Annotated in this window: 18 protein-coding genes and 2 riboswitches; of the genes, 8 read left to right on the forward strand and 10 right to left on the reverse strand. The window is 71.2% G+C overall.

What is annotated here, in order from left to right; all coding sequences use genetic code 11:
- Positions 1-93: 93 nt before the first annotated feature.
- Positions 94-2,388: a glycoside hydrolase family 3 N-terminal domain-containing protein gene (locus OG552_RS02740; protein ID WP_329129243.1), complete on the reverse strand. Its 2,295-nt coding sequence runs from the start codon at positions 2,386-2,388 to the stop codon at positions 94-96.
- 162 nt (positions 2,389-2,550) lie between these two features.
- On the opposite strand from OG552_RS02740, the gene OG552_RS02745 reads away from it, so the two are divergent.
- Positions 2,551-3,606 (forward strand): LacI family DNA-binding transcriptional regulator, encoded by a 1,056-nt coding sequence (locus OG552_RS02745; protein WP_329129245.1) that lies wholly within the window; start codon positions 2,551-2,553, stop codon positions 3,604-3,606.
- A 78-nt stretch (positions 3,607-3,684) separates the two neighbouring features.
- Here the strand turns inward: OG552_RS02745 and OG552_RS02750 are convergent, their stop codons facing one another.
- Positions 3,685-4,317 (reverse strand): PadR family transcriptional regulator, encoded by a 633-nt coding sequence (locus OG552_RS02750; protein ID WP_329129246.1) that lies wholly within the window; start codon positions 4,315-4,317, stop codon positions 3,685-3,687.
- A gap of 245 nt (positions 4,318-4,562) precedes the next feature.
- Between OG552_RS02750 and OG552_RS02755 the strand changes: the two genes are divergently transcribed.
- From OG552_RS02755 to OG552_RS02765, 3 genes are all read left to right on the forward strand, one after another.
- Positions 4,563-5,129: a DinB family protein gene (locus tag OG552_RS02755; protein ID WP_329129247.1), complete on the forward strand. Its 567-nt coding sequence runs from the start codon at positions 4,563-4,565 to the stop codon at positions 5,127-5,129.
- A 93-nt stretch (positions 5,130-5,222) separates the two neighbouring features.
- Positions 5,223-5,594 carry a hypothetical protein gene (locus OG552_RS02760; protein ID WP_329129248.1) on the forward strand — a complete coding sequence of 124 codons (372 nt, stop codon included), beginning with the start codon at positions 5,223-5,225 and terminating at the stop codon, positions 5,592-5,594.
- A gap of 256 nt (positions 5,595-5,850) precedes the next feature.
- A complete protein-coding gene (locus OG552_RS02765) occupies positions 5,851-6,672 on the forward strand; it encodes a PhzF family phenazine biosynthesis protein (RefSeq protein ID WP_329129249.1) in 822 nt (273 codons plus the stop codon).
- 6 nt (positions 6,673-6,678) lie between these two features.
- On the opposite strand, the gene OG552_RS02770 is transcribed toward OG552_RS02765, so the two are convergent.
- Positions 6,679-7,419: a CPBP family intramembrane glutamic endopeptidase gene (locus OG552_RS02770; protein ID WP_443071132.1), complete on the reverse strand. Its 741-nt coding sequence runs from the start codon at positions 7,417-7,419 to the stop codon at positions 6,679-6,681.
- 184 nt (positions 7,420-7,603) lie between these two features.
- Here OG552_RS02770 and OG552_RS02775 point away from each other — a divergent pair, with 184 nt between their 5' ends.
- Complete coding sequence (locus OG552_RS02775; RefSeq protein ID WP_443070855.1) at positions 7,604-9,430, forward strand: VWA domain-containing protein; 1,827 nt, start codon at positions 7,604-7,606, stop codon at positions 9,428-9,430.
- An 84-nt stretch (positions 9,431-9,514) separates the two neighbouring features.
- Here the strand turns inward: OG552_RS02775 and OG552_RS02780 are convergent, their stop codons facing one another.
- Positions 9,515-11,005, reverse strand: a complete 1,491-nt coding sequence (locus OG552_RS02780; RefSeq protein ID WP_329129256.1) for a glutamate--cysteine ligase — start codon at positions 11,003-11,005, stop codon at positions 9,515-9,517.
- A 467-nt stretch (positions 11,006-11,472) separates the two neighbouring features.
- Between OG552_RS02780 and OG552_RS02785 the strand changes: the two genes are divergently transcribed.
- Both OG552_RS02785 and OG552_RS02790 read left to right on the forward strand, forming a co-directional pair.
- Entirely contained in the window at positions 11,473-12,057 is a 585-nt protein-coding gene (locus tag OG552_RS02785) for a hypothetical protein (protein WP_329129258.1), read from the forward strand.
- A 278-nt stretch (positions 12,058-12,335) separates the two neighbouring features.
- The gene (locus OG552_RS02790; protein ID WP_329129259.1) at positions 12,336-12,542 is read left to right on the forward strand and encodes a DUF5999 family protein; all 207 of its coding nucleotides are present in this window, start codon (positions 12,336-12,338) and stop codon (positions 12,540-12,542) included.
- Positions 12,543-12,634: 92 nt separating this feature from the next.
- Here the strand turns inward: OG552_RS02790 and gcvP are convergent, their stop codons facing one another.
- Complete coding sequence (gene gcvP, locus OG552_RS02795; RefSeq protein WP_329129261.1) at positions 12,635-15,526, reverse strand: aminomethyl-transferring glycine dehydrogenase; 2,892 nt, start codon at positions 15,524-15,526, stop codon at positions 12,635-12,637.
- A gap of 65 nt (positions 15,527-15,591) precedes the next feature.
- Positions 15,592-15,700: riboswitch (glycine riboswitch) on the reverse strand.
- 1 nt (position 15,701) lies between these two features.
- Positions 15,702-15,810, reverse strand: a riboswitch (glycine riboswitch).
- A gap of 183 nt (positions 15,811-15,993) precedes the next feature.
- Here gcvP and OG552_RS02800 point away from each other — a divergent pair.
- Entirely contained in the window at positions 15,994-16,395 is a 402-nt protein-coding gene (locus OG552_RS02800; RefSeq protein ID WP_329129262.1) for a PRC-barrel domain-containing protein, read from the forward strand.
- On the opposite strand, the gene OG552_RS02805 is transcribed toward OG552_RS02800, so the two are convergent.
- From OG552_RS02805 to OG552_RS36370, 5 genes are all read right to left on the reverse strand, one after another.
- Positions 16,378-17,745 (reverse strand): DNA polymerase IV, encoded by a 1,368-nt coding sequence (locus OG552_RS02805; protein WP_329129263.1) that lies wholly within the window; start codon positions 17,743-17,745, stop codon positions 16,378-16,380. The two genes, OG552_RS02800 and OG552_RS02805, sit on opposite strands and share 18 nt — an antisense overlap.
- Positions 17,746-17,859: 114 nt before the next feature.
- Positions 17,860-18,462 carry a MerR family transcriptional regulator gene (locus OG552_RS02810; RefSeq protein ID WP_443070856.1) on the reverse strand — a complete coding sequence of 201 codons (603 nt, stop codon included), beginning with the start codon at positions 18,460-18,462 and terminating at the stop codon, positions 17,860-17,862.
- Between the two features lie 236 nt (positions 18,463-18,698).
- Positions 18,699-19,172, reverse strand: a complete 474-nt coding sequence (locus OG552_RS02815; protein WP_031518684.1) for a bifunctional nuclease family protein — start codon at positions 19,170-19,172, stop codon at positions 18,699-18,701.
- 115 nt (positions 19,173-19,287) lie between these two features.
- Positions 19,288-20,031 carry a transcriptional regulator FtsR gene (gene ftsR / locus OG552_RS02820; RefSeq protein ID WP_329129269.1) on the reverse strand — a complete coding sequence of 248 codons (744 nt, stop codon included), beginning with the start codon at positions 20,029-20,031 and terminating at the stop codon, positions 19,288-19,290.
- A 45-nt stretch (positions 20,032-20,076) separates the two neighbouring features.
- Positions 20,077-20,904: an FHA domain-containing protein gene (locus OG552_RS36370; protein WP_443071133.1), complete on the reverse strand. Its 828-nt coding sequence runs from the start codon at positions 20,902-20,904 to the stop codon at positions 20,077-20,079.
- Positions 20,905-20,951: the final 47 nt, after the last annotated feature.

Raw genomic sequence — 20,951 nt, forward strand, 5'->3', positions numbered from 1 at the left:
TCAGACAGCACAGGCCGGGCCCGGGCGGTGCAACCCGCCCGGGCCCGGCACGGAGCCGGCCGGCCGGGACGGTTCCGCCCCGGCCGGCGGTGATCAGCGCACCGTCACCGTCACCGTCCGGGTGCCGGCGGTGAAGACGTACTCCCCGCGCTCCACCTGCTGCTTGCCTGCGCCGTCGATGTCACCCGGCGTCACCGCGAGGCGGCTCGGCGGCACATCGAGGTTCACGGTGCCGGACTGCCCGGCGCTGAGGTGCACCCGGGTGAAGGCGACCAGTTTCCGGGACGGCGAGAGCACGTCGTCCGACGGCCGGGACACGTACACCGGCACCACCAGGTCACCGGCGCGGGCACCGGAGTTGGTGACTGCCACCTTCAGGTGGATGGTGTCCTTGGTCCGTGCGGTGGCCGAGCCGGCCTTCACCGAGTCGAAGCTGTACGAGGTGTACGACAGGCCGGACCCGAACGGGTAGGCCGCGTCCACGAAGGACTCGGGGCCCGCGTTGGTGCCGGGCAGCTGCTGGTAGTACATCGGCTCGTTGCCGATGTCCTTGGGCCAGGTCGCGTTGAGCCGGCCGCTCGGGTTCACCTTGCCGAACAGCACGTCGGCGACGGCGTTTCCGCCCTCGCTGCCGGGCAGCCACGACATCAGCAGACCCTGGGTGCCGTCCGCGTCGCCGAGCACCAGCGGGCGTCCGGCGAGCACCACGGTGACCACCGGCCTGCCGGTCGCCTTCAGCGACTTCACCAACGCCACCTGGTCGGCGCTCAGTTCCGGCCGCGGGCTGTCCGCGCTGCCCTCGGCGGCGGCCTTCTCACCGACCACCACCACGGTCAGATCGGCGCTCTTGGCCTGGACCACCGCGTCGTCCGCGGTCGTGGCCCGCACCACCTGGGTGCCGGAGGGCGCCGCCTTCTTGATGCCCTGGAGCACGGTGGTGCCGGGCAGCGTCACCCCGGCGGGCACGCCCTGCCAGCCGACGGTCCAGCCGCCGACCTGGTCGTTGATGTCGTCGGCGTAGGAGCCGGCCACGACGATCTTCTTGGCGGACGACGGGATCGGCAGCACGTTCCCGTCGTTGCGCAGCAGCACCTGCGACTCGTCGGCCGCCTGCCGCGCCAGGCCGGTGTCGGCGCCGAGCACCCGGCCATTGGCCTTCGACGCGTCCACATAGGGGTGTTCGAAGAGGCCGAGTTCGAACTTCATCGTCAAGATCCGCGACACCGACTGGTCGATCCGCTTCACCGAGACCAGTCCGCGCTGCACGGCGGTCTTCAGCCCGTCGCTCCAGCCCTGGGCGTCGTACGGCTCCATCGCCATGTCCAGGCCCGCGTTGACCGCCTTGGCGATGGCCTCGGGGTAGTCGGCGGCGACGTGGTAGGAGGTCTGCAGCGCCCGTACGTCCTGCCAGTCGCTGACCTCGACGCCGTCGAAGCCCCACTGGCGCCGCAGCACATCAGTCAGCAGGTAGTGCGACGCGGTGGCCGGAATGCCGTTGATGGCACCGGAGTTGACCATCACCGACTTGGCGCCGGCGTCGATGGCCTGCTTGTACGAGGGCAGCAGGGTGTCCTGCAGATAGCGGATCGACACATCGCCCGGCACCCGGTCGTGGCCGTTGCCGGGCTCGCCGTAGCCGCCGAAGTGCTTGACGGTGGCGGCCACGTCCTTGGCGCCGCCGGCGCCCTGGATGCCCTTGACGGCGGAGGCGGCCAGCGTGCCGGCCAGCAGCGGGTCCTCGCCGAAGGTCTCGTAGTAGCGGCCCCAGCGCTGGTCGCGGGCGATGTCGGCGACCGGGGCGAAGTTCCAGTCGATCCCGGTGGCGGCGACCGCCTCGGCCGTCGAGGCACCGGCGTCCTTGACCAGCGCCGGGTCCCAGGTCGAGCCGAGGCCGATCTCCTGCGGGAAGATCGTGGCGCCCAGCACGTTGTTGTGGCCGTGCACGGCGTCGACCCCGTAGATGACCGGGATGTGCAGGCGGGAGTGGTCCACCGCGTACTTCTGCACGGTGTTCACCATCTTCGCCCAGTTCTCCGGGGTGTTGACGGCCGGTCCCGCGCCGCCGCCGGACAGTACGGAACCGGCCGCATTGTCGACGAGAACGCTCTTCATGCAGGACTCGGTGAATTCGCCACCGCTCCACTGGCAGTCGCCCTGCATGTTGACCACGGATATCTGGTCCATCTGGCCGATTTTCTCGGCGAGTGTCATCCTCTTCAGCAGATCGTGGACCCGCACATCGATGGGGGCGTTCGGATTGGTGTACGTCGGATTGTCGCCGGCCTGGGCCGGTACCGACGCGACCGCCGCGACACATGCCGCGGTGGTGGCGAGCGTGAGGATGCCTCTGAGGCGTGGGCGTGGCAGTCGTCGTGCGTTTGTTGGCATCGCAGGAGTCCCGTTCCTGTTCGGGGTCCCGGCATGGGGACCGAGTGCCGTAAACGTTTCCGATCGGCCGGAAGTCTGTCCCCCGTTCTCACGGATCGTCAAGACTGTACGCAGGAGCCGTTTTGCCGCACGCTTGCCACCAGGTGTTAACCCCATACGGTCATGTCCCTCGCGCAGAACGGGTATTTCGTGAACATCCGTGAATTGGCCCGCCGAAGCGGGGTTTCTACCGCCACCGTGTCACGCGCGCTGAACGACCGGGCCGAGGTGAGCGAGGCCACCCGCGAGCGCATCCGGCGGCTGGCGATCGAGCTGGGCTACGCGCCGAACGAGCCGGCCCGCACGCTGGTGCGGCGGCGCTCGGACACCATCGGGCTGATCTGGGACAGCGGCCAGGAGGCGCGCGGGCTGCACAACCCCTTTCTGCTCGGCCTGTTGAGCGCGGTGCGTACCGCGCTCTCCGAGGCCGACTACCACCTGATGCTGCTGACCACGCCGGCTGCCGAGGATCCGGACGGCAGTTATCTGCAGGCGGTGCGGCGGCACAATCTGGAGGGCGTGATCGTCCTGACCACGCCGCCCGACGACCGCTGTCTGCGGGTGCTCGCCGCGTCCAATGTGCCGTGCGCGGGTATCGACACCGGCTTCACCGGTCCCCGTACGGTACGGGTCAGTTCGGACAACGCGGCCGGCGCCGAGGCCGCGGTCGACCACCTCTACGGGCTCGGTCACCGCCGGATCGCCACCATCACCGGGCCGCTGCACCTGCCGCCGGCCGCCGAACGGCTGGCGGGTTACCGGCGCGCCTGCGAGCGGCTCGGGCTCGCGGTCCCGCCGCAGTACGTGACGGAGGGCGACTTCTTCCTGGCCAGCGGGGAGGCGGCGGCCCGCGAACTGCTGCGGGCGGCGGAGCCGCCCACCGCGATCTTCGCGGCGGGTGACCAGATGGCGATCGGCGCGATGCACGCGGCGGCCGACGCGGGGCTTGCCGTGCCGCGCGACCTCGCGGTGGTCGGCTTCGACGACATCGACGCGGCGGCGCTGGTCAGGCCGGCGCTGACGACCGTGGCGCAGGACCAGCGGGCGCTGGGCGAGCAGGCGGTGGCGGCGCTGCGCGGGCTGCTGGACGCGGGCCCGACGAAGGTCAAGCTGGAGGCCGAGCCGCGGATCGTCCCAACCCGGCTGCTGATACGCGGATCGAGCCGGACCAGGGCGTGATGCCCCGGCCGGCTCGATGCGGACCGTTGGCCGGCCCGTCAGCCGGTTGCCCGGCCGTCAGACTGTCCGGCGCTCCGGTCAGTCCTCCGTGCTGTCCTCTTCGGCCTCGGCGAGGATCAGGTACAGCTTCTTGCGGGCTTCGTTCACCACGACCAGCGCCTTGTCGCGCTGCTCGGGCGTACCGGTGGCCCAGACCTGGCGGAAGGCTTCGACGAGGCCGCCGCCCGCCTTCCTTATTTCGTTGAGGGAGTCCCAGTCGACTCCGCGGCCGGCGTCCTCCCAGGGGGCGTCCGGGGCGGCTTCGGCCTCGGTGGTCCCTGCCTCGGTGAGCGTGAAGAGCTTCTTGCCGCCCTCGCTCACGCTGGTGATCAGGCCCTCGTCCTCCAGCAGCTGCAGCGTCGGGTAGACCGAGCCGGGGCTCGGCCGCCACGCGCCGCCGCTGCGCTCGGCGATCTCCTGGATCATCTCGTAGCCGTGCATCGGGCGGTCCTTCAGCAGCGCCAGGATCGACGCGCGTACGTCGCCACGCCGCGCCCGGCCGCGCGGTCCCCCGCGCCCCCGGCCTCCGCCGGGCCCGAAGGGTCCGCCGAACGGCGGCCCGAACTGTGCGAATGCGGCTCGCAGGCTCTCCCGCTCGCCCCACCCGTGATGGCCGGGCCCGCAGTGCCCGCGGCCGGCTCCATGTCCATGCTCGTGTCCTTGGGAACGCATGATGTCGCTCCTTCCATCGTTGATCGTTCGCGACAGCTCAACGATATATCGGAACCGATCGCCTGACAACCCCCCCCCGCCAGGCATGTCTGACCTGTGTCAGTGGGTGTTGATCGATTGCCGGCGAAGGCCGGTCAAGGGACTTCTGTGACAGTGAGGGATGACTGTCTGCGGGGTTCGTGACAGTGGAGGAGGACCGCAGACGGCGACGATCACTCTGCCCGATGGGTCTGTAGTGTGCGGCGATGACACGAAGCGAGCGGCTCGCGGAGCAGTTGGACTGGTACTGGCGCAAGAACCTGCGGCCACGGCTGGACGGTCTTACCGACGAGGAATACCTCTGGGAGCCGGTGCGCGGCTGCTGGAGCCTCCGCCCACGTGGCACGTCGGCCGCACCGATGGTGGAAGGCTCGGGGGAATGGACGATGGACTCCGCGTCCCCTGCCCCGGTGCCGGCACCGGTGACCACGATTGCCTGGCGGCTGGCGCACATCATCGTCTCGTGCCTGGGCTATCGGGTCGGATGGTACTTCGGCGGCCAGGACGTCGACTCCCAGACATTCGCCTACGCGGGGACCGCTGACGAGGCGCTGGAACAGCTCGATGAGATGTATGGGAGATGGAACGCGGGGGTCCGCGAGCTCTCGGACGCTGACCTGGACAATCCGCCCACGGTGGGTCCCGAGCGGTTTCCCATGGAGAACAGGGTCCTGCACGTCAACAGGGAGCTGATCCATCACGGCGCCGAGATCTCCCTGCTGCGCGACCTCTACCGCTGGCAGGACGACTTCGCAGATCAGACAGGCCGGTGATGAGTCGGTCTGCGGTCCGGAAGGTGCTTCAGGCTTTCCCGTGCATCGCTGTTCATGCCCCTCGCCGGCGGTCCGGGAAAGGGGGTCGTCCGCATGCTCCAGTACCGCAATCTGGACTGGACGGGCATGGCGAAGGCTCTCGCGTTGGTGACGCCCACGTATCTGTCGGCGGCCACTTACGGTGTGATCGGCTCTGGCCGCGAGGAGTTGACCCCGCGCTTGGTGACGGACTTCGCCGCCCTGCTGGGGATGGACGCACGCGACCTTGCCGCGCTGACGGGCGTCGATCTGCCCGAGCTTCCGCCGCCTCCGCCGACGGAGGCGGCAGATGCCGCAGCACTGCTGTGGGAGGCACGGCGTCTGTCCGCTGCCCAGGCACAGCACGTCGCCGATGTGGCACGCTCCCTGCGGACCGACTCCCAGGACACGCATGTCACGGAACCCCCCGGATCCGACACCTGCTGACAGCTCTGGCGGACCAGATCCTCCGAGGTGCCCGGCGGATCGGACCAGACCATGTGAGACGGGGACCAGCTGGACGCCGATTTCCCGAGGACGTCGCCCAGAAAACGGTCAGCAGCGGCCCCGCGGTCACACTCCGCTGACCACGGTCAGACATCACTGCCACAGGGCACCGGGCTGGAACCCCCAGGCCGCCCCAAGGCCGTCACAGACGCCGCGGGGCGGGCGGGATGGGCCGGACACGGCCTAGGCTCACCGCATGCGCATCCGAATCGTCGACGCCTTCACCGACCGCCCGTTCGCCGGCAATCCCGCGGGGGTGGTACTGCTGGGCGCCGACGGGTTTCCCGGCGACCGCTGGATGCAGCAGGTCGCGGCCGAGCTGAATCTCTCCGAGACCGCCTTCGCCCACCCGCTGGAGGACGCACCGGACGCCGACTGGGCGCTGCGCTGGTTCACCCCCGTCACCGAGGTGGGGCTGTGCGGGCACGCCACGCTCGCCACGGCGCACGTCATGCGGACCACCGGCACCGCGCACGGCACGGTCTGGTTCCGCACCCGCGCCGGAGCGCTGTCCACCTCGGCGCAGGGCGACGGCACGATCACCCTGGACTTCCCGGCCGCGCCGCTGACGCCGGAAGAAGTTCCGGCCGGCCTCGCGCGGGCGCTGGGCGCGGAGCCGCTGTCCGTACTGGACACCGGCCCTGACTGCGGCGACCTGCTGGTCGAGGTCGCCGACGAGGCGACGGTACGCGCGCTCGCGCCCGACTTCCCCGCCCTGGCCCGGCTGTCGCGCCGCGGGGTGATCGCCACCGCCCCGGCCGCCGGCCCCGGCAGCGGCTACGACTTCGTCTCGCGCGGCTTCTTCCCGGCGGTCGGCGTCGACGAGGACCCGGTCACCGGCAGCGCGCACACCGCACTCGCCCCCTTCTGGTCGCGCCGCCTGGGCCGCGACCGCCTGGTCGGCCTCCAGGCGTCGGCCCGCACCGGGCTGGTCACCACCCGCCTGAGCGGCGACCGCGTCCTGATCACCGGCTCCGCCGTCACCGTGGTGGACGGCGAACTGCACGCCGTCCCGTAAGCCCGCTCAGCCCGTCGGCAGCCACCCCACCTTGCCGGCCAGCAGCGCGTACCCGACAAAGGCCACCGTGTCGATCAGGGTGTGCGCGGCCACCAGCGGCCCGACCCGGCCCCAGCGCCGGTAGAGCAGCACGAAGACGACGCCCATCGCCATGTTGCCGACGAAGCCGCCGAGCCCCTGATAGAGGTGGTACGAGCCGCGCAGCATCGCGCTGGCCGCCAGGGCCGCGTTCGGCGACCAGCCCAACTGGCTGAGCCTGCGCAGCAGATAGCCGACCACGATCACCTCCTCCAGCACCGCGTTCTGCGCCGCGGAGGCGATCAGCACCGGGATCTTCCACCACACGTCCGGCAGCGACTCCGGCACCACCGTGAGGTTGAAGCCGGCCGCCCGCACGCCGAGGTAGAAGGCCAGCCCGGTACCGCCGATGACGGCGGCCACCAGCGCTCCCCAGGCCAGATCGCGGCGCGGCCGGGTCAGGTCGAAGCCGATCGCCGGCATGCCGACCCGCTCCCTGGCCAGCAGATGGGCCACCAGCGCCACCGGGGCGAGCGAGCTGGCGATGCCGAAGAGCTGCCAGGCCAGGTCGAGCCACGGCCGCCCGGGTGCCTGCGAGCCGACGAGGGTGGCCGCCTGGTTCTTCAGCGCACCGGGCCTGGTGACGGAGCCGATGAAGCTGATCAGCGCGGAGACCCCGCTCGCACCGAGCGAGAGCGCCAGGACGATCAGGGTCTCGCTGCGCAGCATGCGGGGTTCTGTACGCGTCTCCACCTCGTATGACTGTGCGTGCACGCGGCCCTCCAATATCGTCATCCCGCTTCAGCGCGGTCCGCGCGCGATTAGGGTCTTCCGGAAAAAGATACGAAGATCGGGCTCCGCGGCAGGGAGCCACCCCCCAACGTTCGGAGCATCGCAGGAGAGGCACGGCCGCATGGGACGTCACCGGCTATCCCCTTCCCACCAGCCCTCGTCGCGGGGAGGGCCAGGCGGCGGGCCGGTACGCCATCGCGGCCGGACCACGGTGCTGACCACGATTCTGGTCCTCGCCGTCGGCGCCGGTGCCTTCGGGGTGCTGCGCGGCAATCTGCTGCCGGTCGGCGGCGCCTGCCACGACGGCACGGTACGGATCACCGCCGTCGCCTCCCCCGACATCGCCCCCACTCTCGGCAAGATCGCCGACGAGGCCCGCGCCGACCATACGCTCACCGACGGCCGCTGCCTCGACGTACGGGTCACCGCACGCGAATCCGCGCAGGTCGCAGCCGAACTCGCGGGAAGCGGGAAGCCGTCGGCGCCCGGTAGCACCCACCGGCCCGGCTTCACGGTGTGGATCCCGGACGACAGTCTCTGGGTCAGCCAGATCGTCAACTCCGGTCAGGGCCTGCCGCTCTCGCCGATGGGATCGGTCGCGCTGTCCCCGGTGGTGGTGGGGGTGCTGCAGGCACCGGCCGACGGGCTGGGCTGGCCGACCAGGACGTACAGCTGGGCGGAGTTCGCCGGCGCCGCGGCGACGACACGGTTGCGCGTCGGCACTCCCGATCCGGCGAAGAACTCCACCGGCATGCTCGCACTGGCGATGATCAACGCCTCGATCGTGCACGCCGCGGGCGGTGAGAGCGCGGACACCGACACCCAGTCCGCCGGCGCCGCCAGACTGCTCGCGCAGCGCACCTCGCCGACCGCCGCCCAGGCGGAGGCGACCCTGCCGCGCGGCGCCACCCAGACCGAACTCGCCGACCCGCAGCACAGTCAGGCGCTGATCCTCTCCGAGCAGGCCGCGTACGCGCACAACGGCGGCTCGGGCCCACCGCTGCGGCTCTTCTATCCCAAGGACGGCGCCGCGACGCTCGACTACCCCTACACGCTGGTCGACGACACCGCGCAGGACATCGACCAGTCGCGGGCCGCCACCCGCTTCCTGAGCCTGCTCGGGGAGACCGCCTCGGTGCACGCCCTCGGCGAGGCCGGTTTCCGGCCGGCCGTCGGCGACCCGGCGAAGGCCACCATCCAGCAGGCCGGCGGCCAGGCACCGCAGCCGGTGACCGCCGCACCCGCGTCCTCCCCCTCGCCGGCCGATCTGCAAAAGCTCCGGCTGGAATGGCAGATCACCGTGCAGAGTGCCCGGATCACCACGGTGGTGGACGTCTCCGGCTCGATGGGCACCCTGGTGCCCGGCTCCGGCGGCAAGAGCCGGCTCGACGTCACCAAGGCCTCGTTGCAGCAGGCGCTGGGTCAGTTCACCGACCAGGACGAGATCGGACTCTGGCGCTTCTCCACCCGCCTGGACGGCGCACGCGACTACCAGAAGGTGGTCCCGGCCGGCCGCCTCGGCGACCCCTCCGGCGGCAGGACCCGCCGGGACCTGCTCAGTGCCGCCTTCAAGGCGCTGAAGCCGGTGCCGGACGGCTCGACCGGTCTGTACGACACCGCGCTCGCGGTCTATCAGGACGCCGGTTCGTCGTATGTGAACGGCAAGTTCAACGCGGTGGTGATCCTGACCGACGGGGCCAACGAGGACCCGGGCAGCATCTCGCTGAGCGCCCTGACCGCGAAGCTCAAGGCGCTCGACGACCCGGCGCACCCGGTGCCGCTGATCGCCATCGCGGTCGGCCCGGACGCCGACAAGTCGGCGTGCGACAAGATCGCCCAGGCCACCGGCGGCGCCGCCTACCGCGTCAACGACCCGGCGCAGATCCAGGCGGTGCTGCTGAAGGCGGTGGTGGCCGCGGCGACCAGCGCGGCGGCGAAGACTCCTTGACCCGAGCCCGAGCCCCAGGCCCAGCAGCAGCAGCCGCAGCCGCAGTCACGGTGCCGGGTGACGCGAGGACCGCCGCGGGCGCCCTCACGCCACCGGCCAGGTGTGCACCGGCTCGCCGCCCTCCATGTACTCCCGGTACCGCTGCGTCATGGCGGCCAGCGCCGGCCGCCGGTCCAGGCCGCGTTCCAGCATCCGGTGGAAGACCGCGGACTGCCATTCCGCGCCGTTGGTGCGCTTCCGGCAGCGCTCCTCGATGATGCCGAGGTAGTGGTCACGGTCCACCGGGTCGATGCCCCACGCGTCGAGCCCCGCCGCGGCCAGCGGCAGCAGTTCGTCGCGGAGCAGGTCGGCGGCCGGGATCTCGGCAAGGCTCCCGCCGCGTCCGCGCGGCCAGTGCAGCACGGCGCCGATGCCGTAACGGCAGGCGGCGTCGAAGTTGGCGGCGGCGGCCCCGAACGGCATCCGCTGCCAGACCGGATGCGGCGCGTCGGCCAGCGCCCGGACCAGGCCGTAGTAGAGGGCGGTGTTGGCCAGCACGTCGGCGACGGTCGGCCCGGCGGGCATCACCCGGTTCTCCACCCGCAGGTGGGGCACCCCGTCCACCACTTCGTACACCGGCCGGTTCCACCGGTAGACGGTGCCGTTGTGCAGGGTCAGCTCACGCAGGCGCGGCACTCCCCCGTCGTCCAGCACCCGCAGCGGGTCCTCGTCCTCGCAGATCGGCAGGAGCGCGGGGAAGTACCGTACGTTCTCCGCGAAGAGATCGGTGACCGAGTCGATCCAGCGCTCGCCGAACCAGGTCAGCGGCCGGACGCCCTGGGCCCGGAGTTCCTGCGGGCGGGTGTCGGTGGCCTGCTGGAAGAGGATCGGGCGGGTCTCGCGCCACAGCTCCCGGCCGAAGAGGAACGGCGAGTTGGCGCCGGCCGCGATCTGCGGCCCGGACACCGCCTGCGCCGCGTTCCACACCCCGGCGAATCTGCCGGGCGTCACCTGCAGATGCATCTGGGTGGAGGTACAGGCGGCTTCCGGGGCAATGGACGCGGAGGTGTATACGAGGTGCTCCACCCCCTGGATGTCCAGCGTGATGTCCTCGCCACGCATCGTCAGGATCCGCTCGTTGAGCAGCAGGTAGCGGTCGGCAGTGGACAGATTGGCGGACACCAGGTCCTGTGCCTCCAAGGTGGGCAGAATTCCCACCATGACGATGCGGGCACCCACTTCGGACGCCCTCCGGTCGGCGTAGCCGAGGCCGGTGCGCAGTTCCTCGCCGAGCCGGTCGAGGACCCGGCCGGAAAGCCGGTGCGGCGCGATGTTCACTTCAATATTGAACTGAGCCAGCTCGGTCTGGAAATCCCGGCTGGCGATGCGCTCCAGCACCTCTTCGTTCATCATGCGGGGCAGGCCGTGCGAATCCGCTAGATTCAACTCGATCTCAAGTCCCATCAGATTGCGCGGCCGGTCGAACCGCCCCTCGTCCAGCAGCCGCTCCAGCCCCACCAGGCACTGCTGCAGCTTGCGCCGGTGCAGCCGGCGGTCGGCCAGGTCGAACACGCTGGCAACGACCTTCTCGCCCATCGACGCGTCCCTTCGTCGTCCGGCCGGGGTCCGGTTCCGTTGAGAGGATGCCCACCCAAATGATCGATAACGCCGTACCCGACCCGTTCGGCACGCTACGCTTGGCATAGCACTCTCACGCGCACGTTCCAGTGGCACATTCGCTTGTCTCCGGCCCCGGGTAAAGTCGCGGCGAATAGACGGTTGCGTTCCAGCCGTCCCTGGCGGGCAGGAAAACGCGCCCGCCGCCCCATACCCTGCGGGATTGTCGTGGCCACCCCCGCAGAAGAAGGCGAATTCTCGCCTTGCGCGTAATACTGGCAGCGACTAGATGAAACACGGAGCGAACACGCGTCGTATAAACTCCGCGCACCAGGCAAAATATCCGCCCTCGCCGGACGTGCCGGAGCAGGAGTCCGCCCTGCATCGACTGCGCCGTCCGCACCCGCCCGCGCACCACTGTTTGTCTCCCAGTGAGAGGCGACATCATGCCGCTGCTTGTCCCGCCAGCACCTGCCCCCGCCCTGTTGAGCGTCCTGGCCGCGCTCAGTTCGCCCGCCGCGGTCCTGGAGATCCGGACCCCGGCGCTGCGTACCGCCGAAGGGCCGCTGGAAGCCGAACACCCGCTGCCCGTCCATGTTTTCGAACCGGCACCGGTGCCCGGCGGCCTGCCCCAGGCGCGGCTGACCGGCTGGCGGTTCCATATCAGGTCGGGCGCCACCGTGGCGGCCGCGGGCGAGACGGTGGCGACGCCGGACGGCTGGGTGTTCTCCCGCTTCTCCGAAGGCCCGTACCTGGCCTCCACCGAACGGGCGCTGCGGCAGGCGGAGACGCTCCCGGCCACGTACCAGCCGCATCTGCTGTCGGTGCCGGGCCTCTACATGCTCGCGCTGTGGCTGCACAGCGACCCGCGGGCCGAAGCGGCGACCGCCCAGCCCGACCCGTCGGATCTGCTGATCCCGCTGGCGCCCGCGCCGCCCGGGATCACCGCGCACCGGGTGCACCGGCTGGTCGAGCTGGTGCCGGCGCTGACCCGCCGGCTGGCTCCCCCGCTGCTGGGGTCGCCCGCCTGAGACGGCGCCGGTCCGCCTCGCACAACAGTGCCTCTCACCCGCACGGGTGAGGGGCACTGCCCCTTTTGGGCCCTCAGCATGAACAGACCGTGACGGCAACCGCCCGGGCGGGTGACGCGTCTTCCTCCTTTGAGGACAGCCTGCGCCAAATGCCTGCGAATCCGGGCCCGCGGAGCAACACTGGGACCGGCCGCACCGTGAACGGGGGGACGGACATGAACCAGACAGGGCAAGCGACCACCGGCACCACCCACTTCTCGCACCGAAAGACATCTCCCATGTGCAAGCACCAGCCGCAGTGCCCCACCGCCGAATGCGCCGACCGTGAGGCCGCCTGCACCGTGGCCCACCACCCGGAGCAGGGCTGGAGCCTGCTGTGCAACGGGGTTCTGCTCTTCGACGACACCGGCGAACTGCTGCCCGACGGCCGGATCGTGGCGCCGCACCGCCCGCTCGGCGCCGGACAGATCACCACCGCGGCCTGACAGCGGGCCCCTGACGACAAAGCCGGTCCCGCTGCCGCCCGCGGAACCGGCTTTTGCCATGGTCGTCATCCTGCCGGGCTACCGCCCCGCGGTCACTGGTCGTACGCCTCCAGCGGCGGGCACGAGCAGACCAGGTTGCGGTCACCGAAGGCACCGTCGATCCGGCGCACCGGCGGCCAGTACTTGTCCGCCGCCGACACTCCGGCGGGGAAGACCGCCTCCTGCCGGGTGTACGGGTGCGTCCACTCGCCACCGAGCGCCGCCGCGGTGTGCGGGGCATTGCGCAGCGGGTTGTCGTCGGCCGGCCACTCGCCCGAGCCGACCCGGTCGACCTCGCCGCGGATCGCGATCATCGCCGCGCAGAAGCGGTCGAGCTCGGCCAGGTCCTCGCTCTCGGTGGGCTCGATCATCAGGGTGCCGGCCACCGGGAAGGACATCGTCGGGGCGTGGAAGCCGTAGTCGATCAGCCGCTTGGCGATGTCGTCGACACTGACCCCGGTCTCCTTGGTGAGCGGGCGCAGATCGATGATGCACTCGTGCGCGACCAGGCCGCCGGGGCCGGTGTAGAGCACCGGGAAGTGCGGTTCGAGCCGCTTGGCGACGTAGTTGGCGCTCAGCACGGCCGTCTGGGAGGCCCGCTTGAGGCCGTCGGCGCCCATCAGCCGGACGTACGTCCAGGAGATCGGCAGGATGCCCGCCGAGCCCCAGGGGGCGGCCGACACCGGGCCGACACCTGTCGCCGGGCCCGCACCGGGCTGCAGCGGGTGGTTCGGCAGGTAGGGGGCGAGGTGCTCGCGGACCGCGACCGGGCCGACGCCGGGGCCGCCGCCGCCGTGCGGGATGCAGAACGTCTTGTGCAGGTTCAGGTGCGACACATCGGCGCCGAACCGGCCCGGCCGGGCCAGACCGACCAGCGCGTTGAGGTTGGCGCCGTCCACGTAGACCTGGCCGCCGGCGTCGTGCACCGCCGCGCAGATGTCGGTGATGTTGTCCTCGAAGACACCGTGCGTGGAGGGGTAGGTCACCATCAGGACGGCGAGCCGGTCGCGGTGCTGCTCGATCTTGGCGTGCAGGTCGGTGACGTCCACGTCACCGTTCTCACCGGTCTTCACCACCACGACCTGCATGCCCGCCATCACGGCGCTGGCCGCGTTGGTGCCGTGCGCGGAGGACGGGATCAGGCAGACGGTACGGCCGGTGTCTCCGTTGGCCCGGTGGTAGGCGCGGACCGCGAGCAGTCCGGCGAATTCGCCCTGTGAGCCGGCGTTCGGCTGCAGGCTGACCTTGTCGTAGCCGGTGACCTCGGCCAGCTGGTCCTCCAGGCCGCGGATCAGCGCGAGGTAGCCCTCGGCCTGCTCCGCAGGCGCGAAGGGGTGCAGCGCGCCGAACTCCGGCCAGGTCACCGGTTCCATCTCGGTGGTGGCGTTGAGCTTCATGGTGCAGGAGCCGAGCGGGATCATGCCGCGGTCCAGCGCGTAGTCGCGGTCGGCGAGCCGCCGCAGGTAGCGCAGCATCGCGGTCTCGCTGCGGTGCTGGTGGAAGACCGGGTGGGTCAGGTACGCATCGGTACGCAGCAGGCCGGCCGGCAGGGCGTCCTCGGTGGCCGCGTCGAAGGCGTCCAGGTCCGGCTCGCTCCCGGCGCCGAAGGCGGCGAGCACCGCGGTCAGCCGGCCCCGGTCGGTGGTCTCGTCGCAGGCGATGCCGACGTGATCGCCGTCGGTCAGCCGCAGGTTGACTCCGGCGGCGCGGGCGGCGGCCACCACCTCGCCGGCGCGGCCGGGCACCCGGGCGGTGAGGGTGTCGAAGTAGGCGTCCTGGACGATCTCGACCCCGGCCGCCCGCAGACCGGCCGCCAGCACGGCGGCGTAGCGGTGGGTGCGGCGGGCGATGGCGGCGAGCCCGTCGGGGCCGTGGTAGACCGCGTACATCGCCGCCATGACGGCGAGCAGCACCTGCGCGGTGCAGATGTTGCTGGTGGCCTTCTCCCGGCGGATGTGCTGCTCACGGGTCTGCAGCGCCAGCCGGTACGCCTTGTCGCCGTCGGCGTCCACCGAGACGCCGACCAGCCGCCCCGGCAGGTTGCGGGCGTAGCCCTCACGGACCGCCATGTAGCCGGCGTGCGGGCCGCCGAAGCCCATCGGGACGCCGAAGCGCTGCGTCGTGCCGACCGCGATGTCCGCGCCCAGCGCGCCCGGCGAGGTGAGCAGGGTCAGGGCCAGCAGATCGGCGGCGACGGTGACGACCGCGCCCAGCTCGTGCGCCCGCTCGATCACCGGCCGCAGGTCGCGTACCGCGCCCGAGGCGCCCGGGTACTGCAGCAGTACGCCGAACACCCCGCGCTCGGCGAGCTCGGCGGGGATGCCGTCGCTGAGGTCGGCGGTGACGACCTCGACGCCGGTCGGCTCCGCGCGGGTCTCGATGACCGCGACCGTCTGCGGGAAGGTGTCGGCGTCGACCAGGAAGACGCCCTGCTTCACCTTGCCGACCCGGCGGGACAGCGCCATCGCCTCGGCGGCGGCGGTGCTCTCGTCCAGCAGCGACGCCCCGGAGGTGGGCAGCCCGGTGAGGTCGGCGACGACGGTCTGGAAGTTCAGCAGCGCTTCGAGGCGGCCCTGCGAGATCTCCGGCTGGTACGGCGTGTAGGCCGTGTACCAGGCGGGGTTCTCCATCACGTTGCGCAGGATGACCGCCGGCGTGATGGTGCCGTAGTAGCCGAGGCCGATCATCGGGGCCAGCACCTGGTTGCGGTCGGCCAGCGCGCGCAGTTCCGCGATGACTTCGGCTTCGGTGCGGGCCGGGGGCAGGCCGAGTGCTTCGGCGCTCTTTATGGCGTCCGGCACGGCCGCGTCGGTCAGTTCGTCCAGCGAGCCGTAGCCGACCTGGGCGAGCATCTTGGCCTGCGCTGCGGCGTCAGGGCCGATGTGCCGGGTGGCGAAGGGTGAGCCGGCTTCCAGCTCGGCGAGGGAAATACGGCGGTCGGTCATCTGCGGAGGCCCTCCTGGTCGTGACGACCTTCGGGGGTGCCGGCGGCGCGGGCACCCTTCTGGCCTCCCCCTCTGTCATCGAACCTGAGAGCTTCACCGCCCGGGCGGGGGCGGCTTGCACCGTCGGTGAGGACGCGCCCCGAACGTCCGGGCCGGCCCTGCTTTCCAGAGTGACCTGGCCCATGCGGTACGGGTGCCTGAGAGATTCCGGGGAGGATTTGCTCCTTCGGCGCCTCCGTCCCACCCGTCGCCGGGTGTTCGGAAGACTCTCCCGCATGGAGTTTGCGGCCGCTTCCCAGCCTACCAGCGCCTCTTTCCAGCCGTCCGGAACCGCCGGAGCGACACACGTCACGCCACTCCCCGAGTCGACACCGCCTGCGATGTGGCTTTTCGTGGTACCCAGCAGCAGTCGTCATTCGTTGGCGTCGTTGGATGGCGCCGACCCGGCGCCACCGGTTGGAGGGACCGTGCAGACCGACATCGATCCGCGCAGCCTGATCGGCCGCCGTGCTTTCGACCGCGACGGTACGAAGATCGGCACGGTGGACGAGGTGTACCTCGACGACGCGACGGGCGCGCCGGAGTGGGCCGCGGTACGCACCGGGCTGTTCACCCGGGATGCCTTCGTGCCGCTGGAGCCGAGCGAGCTGGTGAACGACGAATTGCGGGTGCCGTTCAAGAAATCCCTGATCAGGGACGCGCCGGACTTCGGGGTGGGCCGCCACCTGTCGCCCGAGCAGGAGTTGCAGCTCTACCACCACTACGGCATGCAGGTGCCCAAGGCGGACGGCGGGCCGCATCAGGACCGGGATTTCGGCGAGCTGGCGGGCGGCCAGGACGGCACCGATCCCTCATCCGGCCCGACTTGAGTCCTGGCCCCGCTCCGGAGCGTCCGGCGGGGTCACCAGCGGCAGGGCGTCGCTGTGGACGAGTGCCGGGTCGTCCACCGCGAAGGTGCGCACCCGTCCCGGCCCGGTGTCCGACGGCACCTCGAACCGGACGGTGACCCGTCCCACGCCGCTGCCCTGCACCCACCCCGCGCCGTACTCCTCATGGGTGACGTCCTGGCCCGGCAGCCAGCGGTTCACCCGTTCGGGGACCGGCGGCGGAAGCGCGGGCAGCGACGCGGGCGCGTCCTCGTCCGCCGGGCGGCTCCCGGCGCTCTGCGCGAAGAGGTCCTCCTGCGTGAAGTCGGCGAGCCCGGCGACCCCGACGCCGAGCAGCCGTACGCCGCCGGTGGTGTCGACGCCCTCCACCAGCCGCCGTGCCGTCTCCCGCACCACCACGGGGTCGTCGGTGGGCGCCCGCAGCGTCTCGGAGCGGGTCAGGGTGGAGAAGTCGTACCTGCGGACCTTGACCACGACGGTGCGGCCGGAGCGGCCGGCGCCGCGCAGCCGCTGCACACAGCGGTCGGCGAGCCGGTCGATCTGGTACCGGACGTGGGCGCGGTCGGTGAGGTCGTTGTCGTAGGTGTCCTCGACGGAGATCGACTTCACGTCCCGGTCGGCGACCACCGGCCGGTTGTCCCGGCCGGCCGCCATGGCGTACAGCGACGCGCCGTGGGCCTTGCCGAGCAGCCGCACCAGCTCGGCCTCGCCGGAGTTCGCCATCTCCTCGACGGTGCCGATACCGGCGCGGCGCAGGTGCTCGGCGGTGGCAGGACCGACGCCCCACAGGGTGCGGACCGGCAGCGGGTCGAGTAAAGCGCGCTCGGTGCCCGGCTCGACCACCACCAGGCCGTCCGGCTTGGCCTGCTCCGAGGCGATCTTCGCCAGCAGCTTGGAGCCGGCCAGCCCGACCGACGCGGTGAGCCCGGTGGCCGCGCGGATACGTGCCCGCAGCACGACGGCGACAACCCGCGGGTCCTCGTCGCGCGCGGCCGCCTCCAGGTCAAGGAACGCCTCGTCGAGGCTGAGCGGCTCTATCAGGGGTGACACCTCGGCGAGCAGCCCCATCACCGTCTCGCTGATCCGCCGGTAGATGCCGAAACGGGGGTAGAGGTACGCGGCATTGGGGCTGAGCCGGCGCGCCCGTGCCATGGCCATCGCCGAGTGGACGCCGTGCACCCGTGCCTCATAGGACGCGGTCGACACGACGCCGCGGGGCCCGAGGCCGCCGACCACCACCGGCTTGCCCCGCAGGCTCGGCTTGGAGGCCTGCTCGACCGCGGCGAAGAACGCGTCCATGTCCAGATGCAGGATCGTCGGCGAACTTCTCACACCATCGATCGTGCCGCACACCACCGACATTCACCGTACGGGTGTACGGCGCGGCGCCCGCCGCACCTGCCGCGACACAGGACGGGACCGGGCGGCGGCACCCGCGGGGGCGGCTCAGACCGCCCGGTTGCGCCGCCTGGCCAGCTCGTCGGCCGGATTGTGGCCGACCAGCGTCTCACCGGTGTCGACCCGCTCGCCGTGCATCTGGGAGAGGGAGTTCTCCACGTCCCGCCAGACCACACCCACCGCGATGCCGAAGACGCCCTGCCCGCCCTGGAGCAGATCCACCACCTCGTCGGGCGAGGTGCACTCGTAGACGGTGGCGCCGTCGCTCATCAGAGTCATCCTGGCGAGCTCCGCCGGCCCCACCGAACGCAGGTGCTGGACGGCGGTGCGGATGTTCTGCAGGGAGACGCCGGTGTCCAGCAGCCGCTTGACGATCTTCAGCACCACGACGTCGCGGAAGCTGTAGAGCCGCTGGGTGCCGGAGCCGTAAGCAGGCCGCACGCTGGGCTCGACCAGGCCGGTACGCGCCCAGTAGTCCAGCTGGCGGTACGTGATGCCGGTGGCCGCGCAGGCCGTGGGTCCGCGGTAGCCGATGGTCTCGGCCGGTGGTTCCTGTGCGGGTCCGCCGCCCGCCTCGGACGTGGCGCGGGCCAGTGTCCCCCGGGGCGGATATGGGCCGCCGGTCGCCAGACCGTCGCCGGTGCTTCTCACGCCGCCCTCCGTCCCTTCACGTCCTGTGGCCGCGCGCACGTGCCACCGGACTTTCCCCACCGACGGTAGGCAGTCACCAGGGGTGCGTCAACGATCGCCACACTCGGCACGCCGAGTGATATTCCCCCCAAGAGTGGTTTGACGTGACCGGAAGACGGGAACGGCGCTCCGAATGGTCTGCCGGCGGCAGTGCTGCCTCCCGGCGCCGCGTCACTGCGGTTCATCGACGGCCGCTGTCACTGGTTGCTGGTGCCGAAATCCTCGGGTGAGATCTGGTCGAGGAACTCGCGGAACTTCTCCACCTCGTCCTCCTGCTCGTCCGGGATCGCGATCCCGGCGTCGTCCAGCACCCCGTCACTGCCGTAGATCGGCGTCCCGGTGCGCAGCGCGAGCGCTATGGCATCGGACGGGCGGGCGCTGACCTCGACGCCGCTGGCGAACACCAGCTCCGCGTAGAAGACGCCCTCGCGCAGATCCGTGATGCGCACCTCGGTGAGAGTCTGGCCGACTGCTTCCAGCACGTCCTTGAAGAGGTCATGGGTGAGCGGTCGCGCAGGCGTCATGCCCTGCTGCGCGAAGGCGATGGCCGTCGCCTCACCTGGCCCGATCCAGATCGGCAGGTACCGGTCGCCTCCCACTTCGCGCAGGAGCACGATCGGCTGGTTGGACGGCATTTCGACCCGGACACCCACAACGTCGAGCTCGTTCACACAGCAACCCTAGGCCGTGCTCGCCGGGTTTGGGTAGTCGGGCACCCCGCCGCGCCGACATACCGCCACTTCGGACGGCGCTTCCGGGGCCGTCCGAGGGGGCCGGACGGGCCGGTCAGCGCAGGCGGACCCGCAGCGCGGACTGCACCATCGCGGCGTGCAGCCGCACCGACAGCGACGCCAGCTCCCGGGCCGTCGCCTCGGCGTGCAGCCGGGTCTGCGGGTTGCGGTGCCGGCGCAGCGGCGCCACCACCTGCTCCACCAGGCCCGCCTCCCGGTCCGCGGCGGCCTTCACCGCCCGCAGGTGACGCGGTTCGAGGCCGAAGCGGCCCAGGTCGGCGATGAGCCGCCCGATGGCGACCGCCTCGGCGTCGTAGCCGCCGTCCCGGCCGGCCTCGACGAGCCCGTACGACTCCCAGCTCTCCAGCTCGGCGTCGTCGGCCCCTGTGGCGGCCAGGAGCTCCTCCCGGCCGATCCGCAGCTCGGGCGGCTGTTCGGGCTCCAGAGCCTCCACAGAGCCGTCCAGGGCCTCTCTGGACTCCCCCGGGCCCGGCAGCGAGACCGTCTCACCGCGGTCCATGGCGTCCAGGTGTTCCCTGATCACCCGCAGCGGCAGGTAGTGGTCCCGCTGCACCCGCAGCACGTAGGCGAGCCGCTCCACGTCCTTGGGACCGAACTTCCGGTACCCCGACGGGGTGCGCTGCGGCTCGACCAGCCCCTCCGCCTCAAGGAAGCGGATCTTGGAGATGGTCACCTCGGGGAACTCGTCCCGCAGCCGGCTGAGCACCGCGCCGATGCTCAGCAGGGCACCGTCGGCGATGGCGGTGCCGTCTCCGGCACCGCCCGACGTTCTCGGCATGCACACCTTCCCTAAGACCCTCCCCCCGACGGAGTCCGGGAGAGGTCAGATGCCCCGCTGGCTCGCGTAGAAGACCAGCCGGTACTTGCCGATCTGCACCTCGTCGCCGTTCGCGAGCGGCACGGAGTCGATCCGCTCCCGGTTGACGTAGGTGCCATTGAGGCTGCCCACGTCCGAAACGGTGAACCCGCCGTCCTGGCCGCGCCGGAACTCCACATGACGCCGGGAGACCGTCACATCGTCCAGGAAGATGTCGCTCTGCGGATGCCGGCCAGCCGTGGTCAGCTCACCGTCCAGCAGGAAGCGGCTGCCCGAGTTCGGCCCGCGGCGCACCACCAGCAGCGCCGAACCGATCGGCAGCGCGTCCACCGCGGCCTGCGCCTCCGGCGACAGCGACGGCATCACCGTCTGACCGGTGGCCTCCGCCTCGTACGCCTCAAGACCGGAGATCGAGATGGTGGACGTCGTCTCCGACGCCCGCTCGTACCCGCCACCGGAGCCACGCAGCGGCGCGCCACAGTTGTTGCAGAAGCGGCTCGACTCCGCGTTGGTGTGACCGCACCTGCTGCAGACCGACAAGCCGGACCCTCCACCCGTCGCTGAGGCCGATGATTCCCCGAAACCTATGCGGGCGGCCGAAGCGGGGTCAACAGACGCCACGCCGGGAGCGCCGGAATACTCCCCGCCGCGGCCCTGTCCTTCATTCCTGAACAGCGGGCGCTCCGCGCCCTGGTCCTCCTCGGCCTGGCTCCGTGGCGCACGGTGACGCGCCGTCGCCGGGTCACCCGACTGCCGCGCGCTCTTGCCGAACAACTTCCCAAACAACTTCACGGGCGATTCCCCTTGAAAGAAGCAGACCCGCCCGTGGGGCAGGACGAACCCTCGCTACACACAGTTTCCCCTACACCGCACCCCACCGA

The organism is Streptomyces sp. NBC_01476, assembly GCF_036227265.1.
Classification (GTDB): domain Bacteria; phylum Actinomycetota; class Actinomycetes; order Streptomycetales; family Streptomycetaceae; genus Actinacidiphila.

Bases quoted from the DNA above. Each gene is read 5' to 3' on its own strand.
- gcvP (WP_329129261.1), bottom strand. From the start codon at position 15,526: ATGACCGACCGCCGTATTTCCCTCGCCGAGCTGGAAGCCGGCTCACCC.
- OG552_RS02760 (WP_329129248.1), top strand. From the start codon at position 5,223: ATGCTCCAGTACCGCAATCTGGACTGGACGGGCATGGCGAAGGCTCTC.
- OG552_RS02740 (WP_329129243.1), bottom strand. From the start codon at position 2,388: ATGCCAACAAACGCACGACGACTGCCACGCCCACGCCTCAGAGGCATC.
- OG552_RS02775 (WP_443070855.1), top strand. From the start codon at position 7,604: ATGGGACGTCACCGGCTATCCCCTTCCCACCAGCCCTCGTCGCGGGGA.
- OG552_RS02745 (WP_329129245.1), top strand. From the start codon at position 2,551: ATGTCCCTCGCGCAGAACGGGTATTTCGTGAACATCCGTGAATTGGCC.
- OG552_RS02755 (WP_329129247.1), top strand. From the start codon at position 4,563: ATGACACGAAGCGAGCGGCTCGCGGAGCAGTTGGACTGGTACTGGCGC.
- OG552_RS02780 (WP_329129256.1), bottom strand. From the start codon at position 11,005: ATGGGCGAGAAGGTCGTTGCCAGCGTGTTCGACCTGGCCGACCGCCGG.
- OG552_RS02765 (WP_329129249.1), top strand. From the start codon at position 5,851: ATGCGCATCCGAATCGTCGACGCCTTCACCGACCGCCCGTTCGCCGGC.
- OG552_RS02790 (WP_329129259.1), top strand. From the start codon at position 12,336: ATGTGCAAGCACCAGCCGCAGTGCCCCACCGCCGAATGCGCCGACCGT.
- ftsR (WP_329129269.1), bottom strand. From the start codon at position 20,031: ATGCCGAGAACGTCGGGCGGTGCCGGAGACGGCACCGCCATCGCCGAC.
- OG552_RS02770 (WP_443071132.1), bottom strand. From the start codon at position 7,419: ATGCTGCGCAGCGAGACCCTGATCGTCCTGGCGCTCTCGCTCGGTGCG.
- OG552_RS02785 (WP_329129258.1), top strand. From the start codon at position 11,473: ATGCCGCTGCTTGTCCCGCCAGCACCTGCCCCCGCCCTGTTGAGCGTC.
- OG552_RS02750 (WP_329129246.1), bottom strand. From the start codon at position 4,317: ATGCGTTCCCAAGGACACGAGCATGGACATGGAGCCGGCCGCGGGCAC.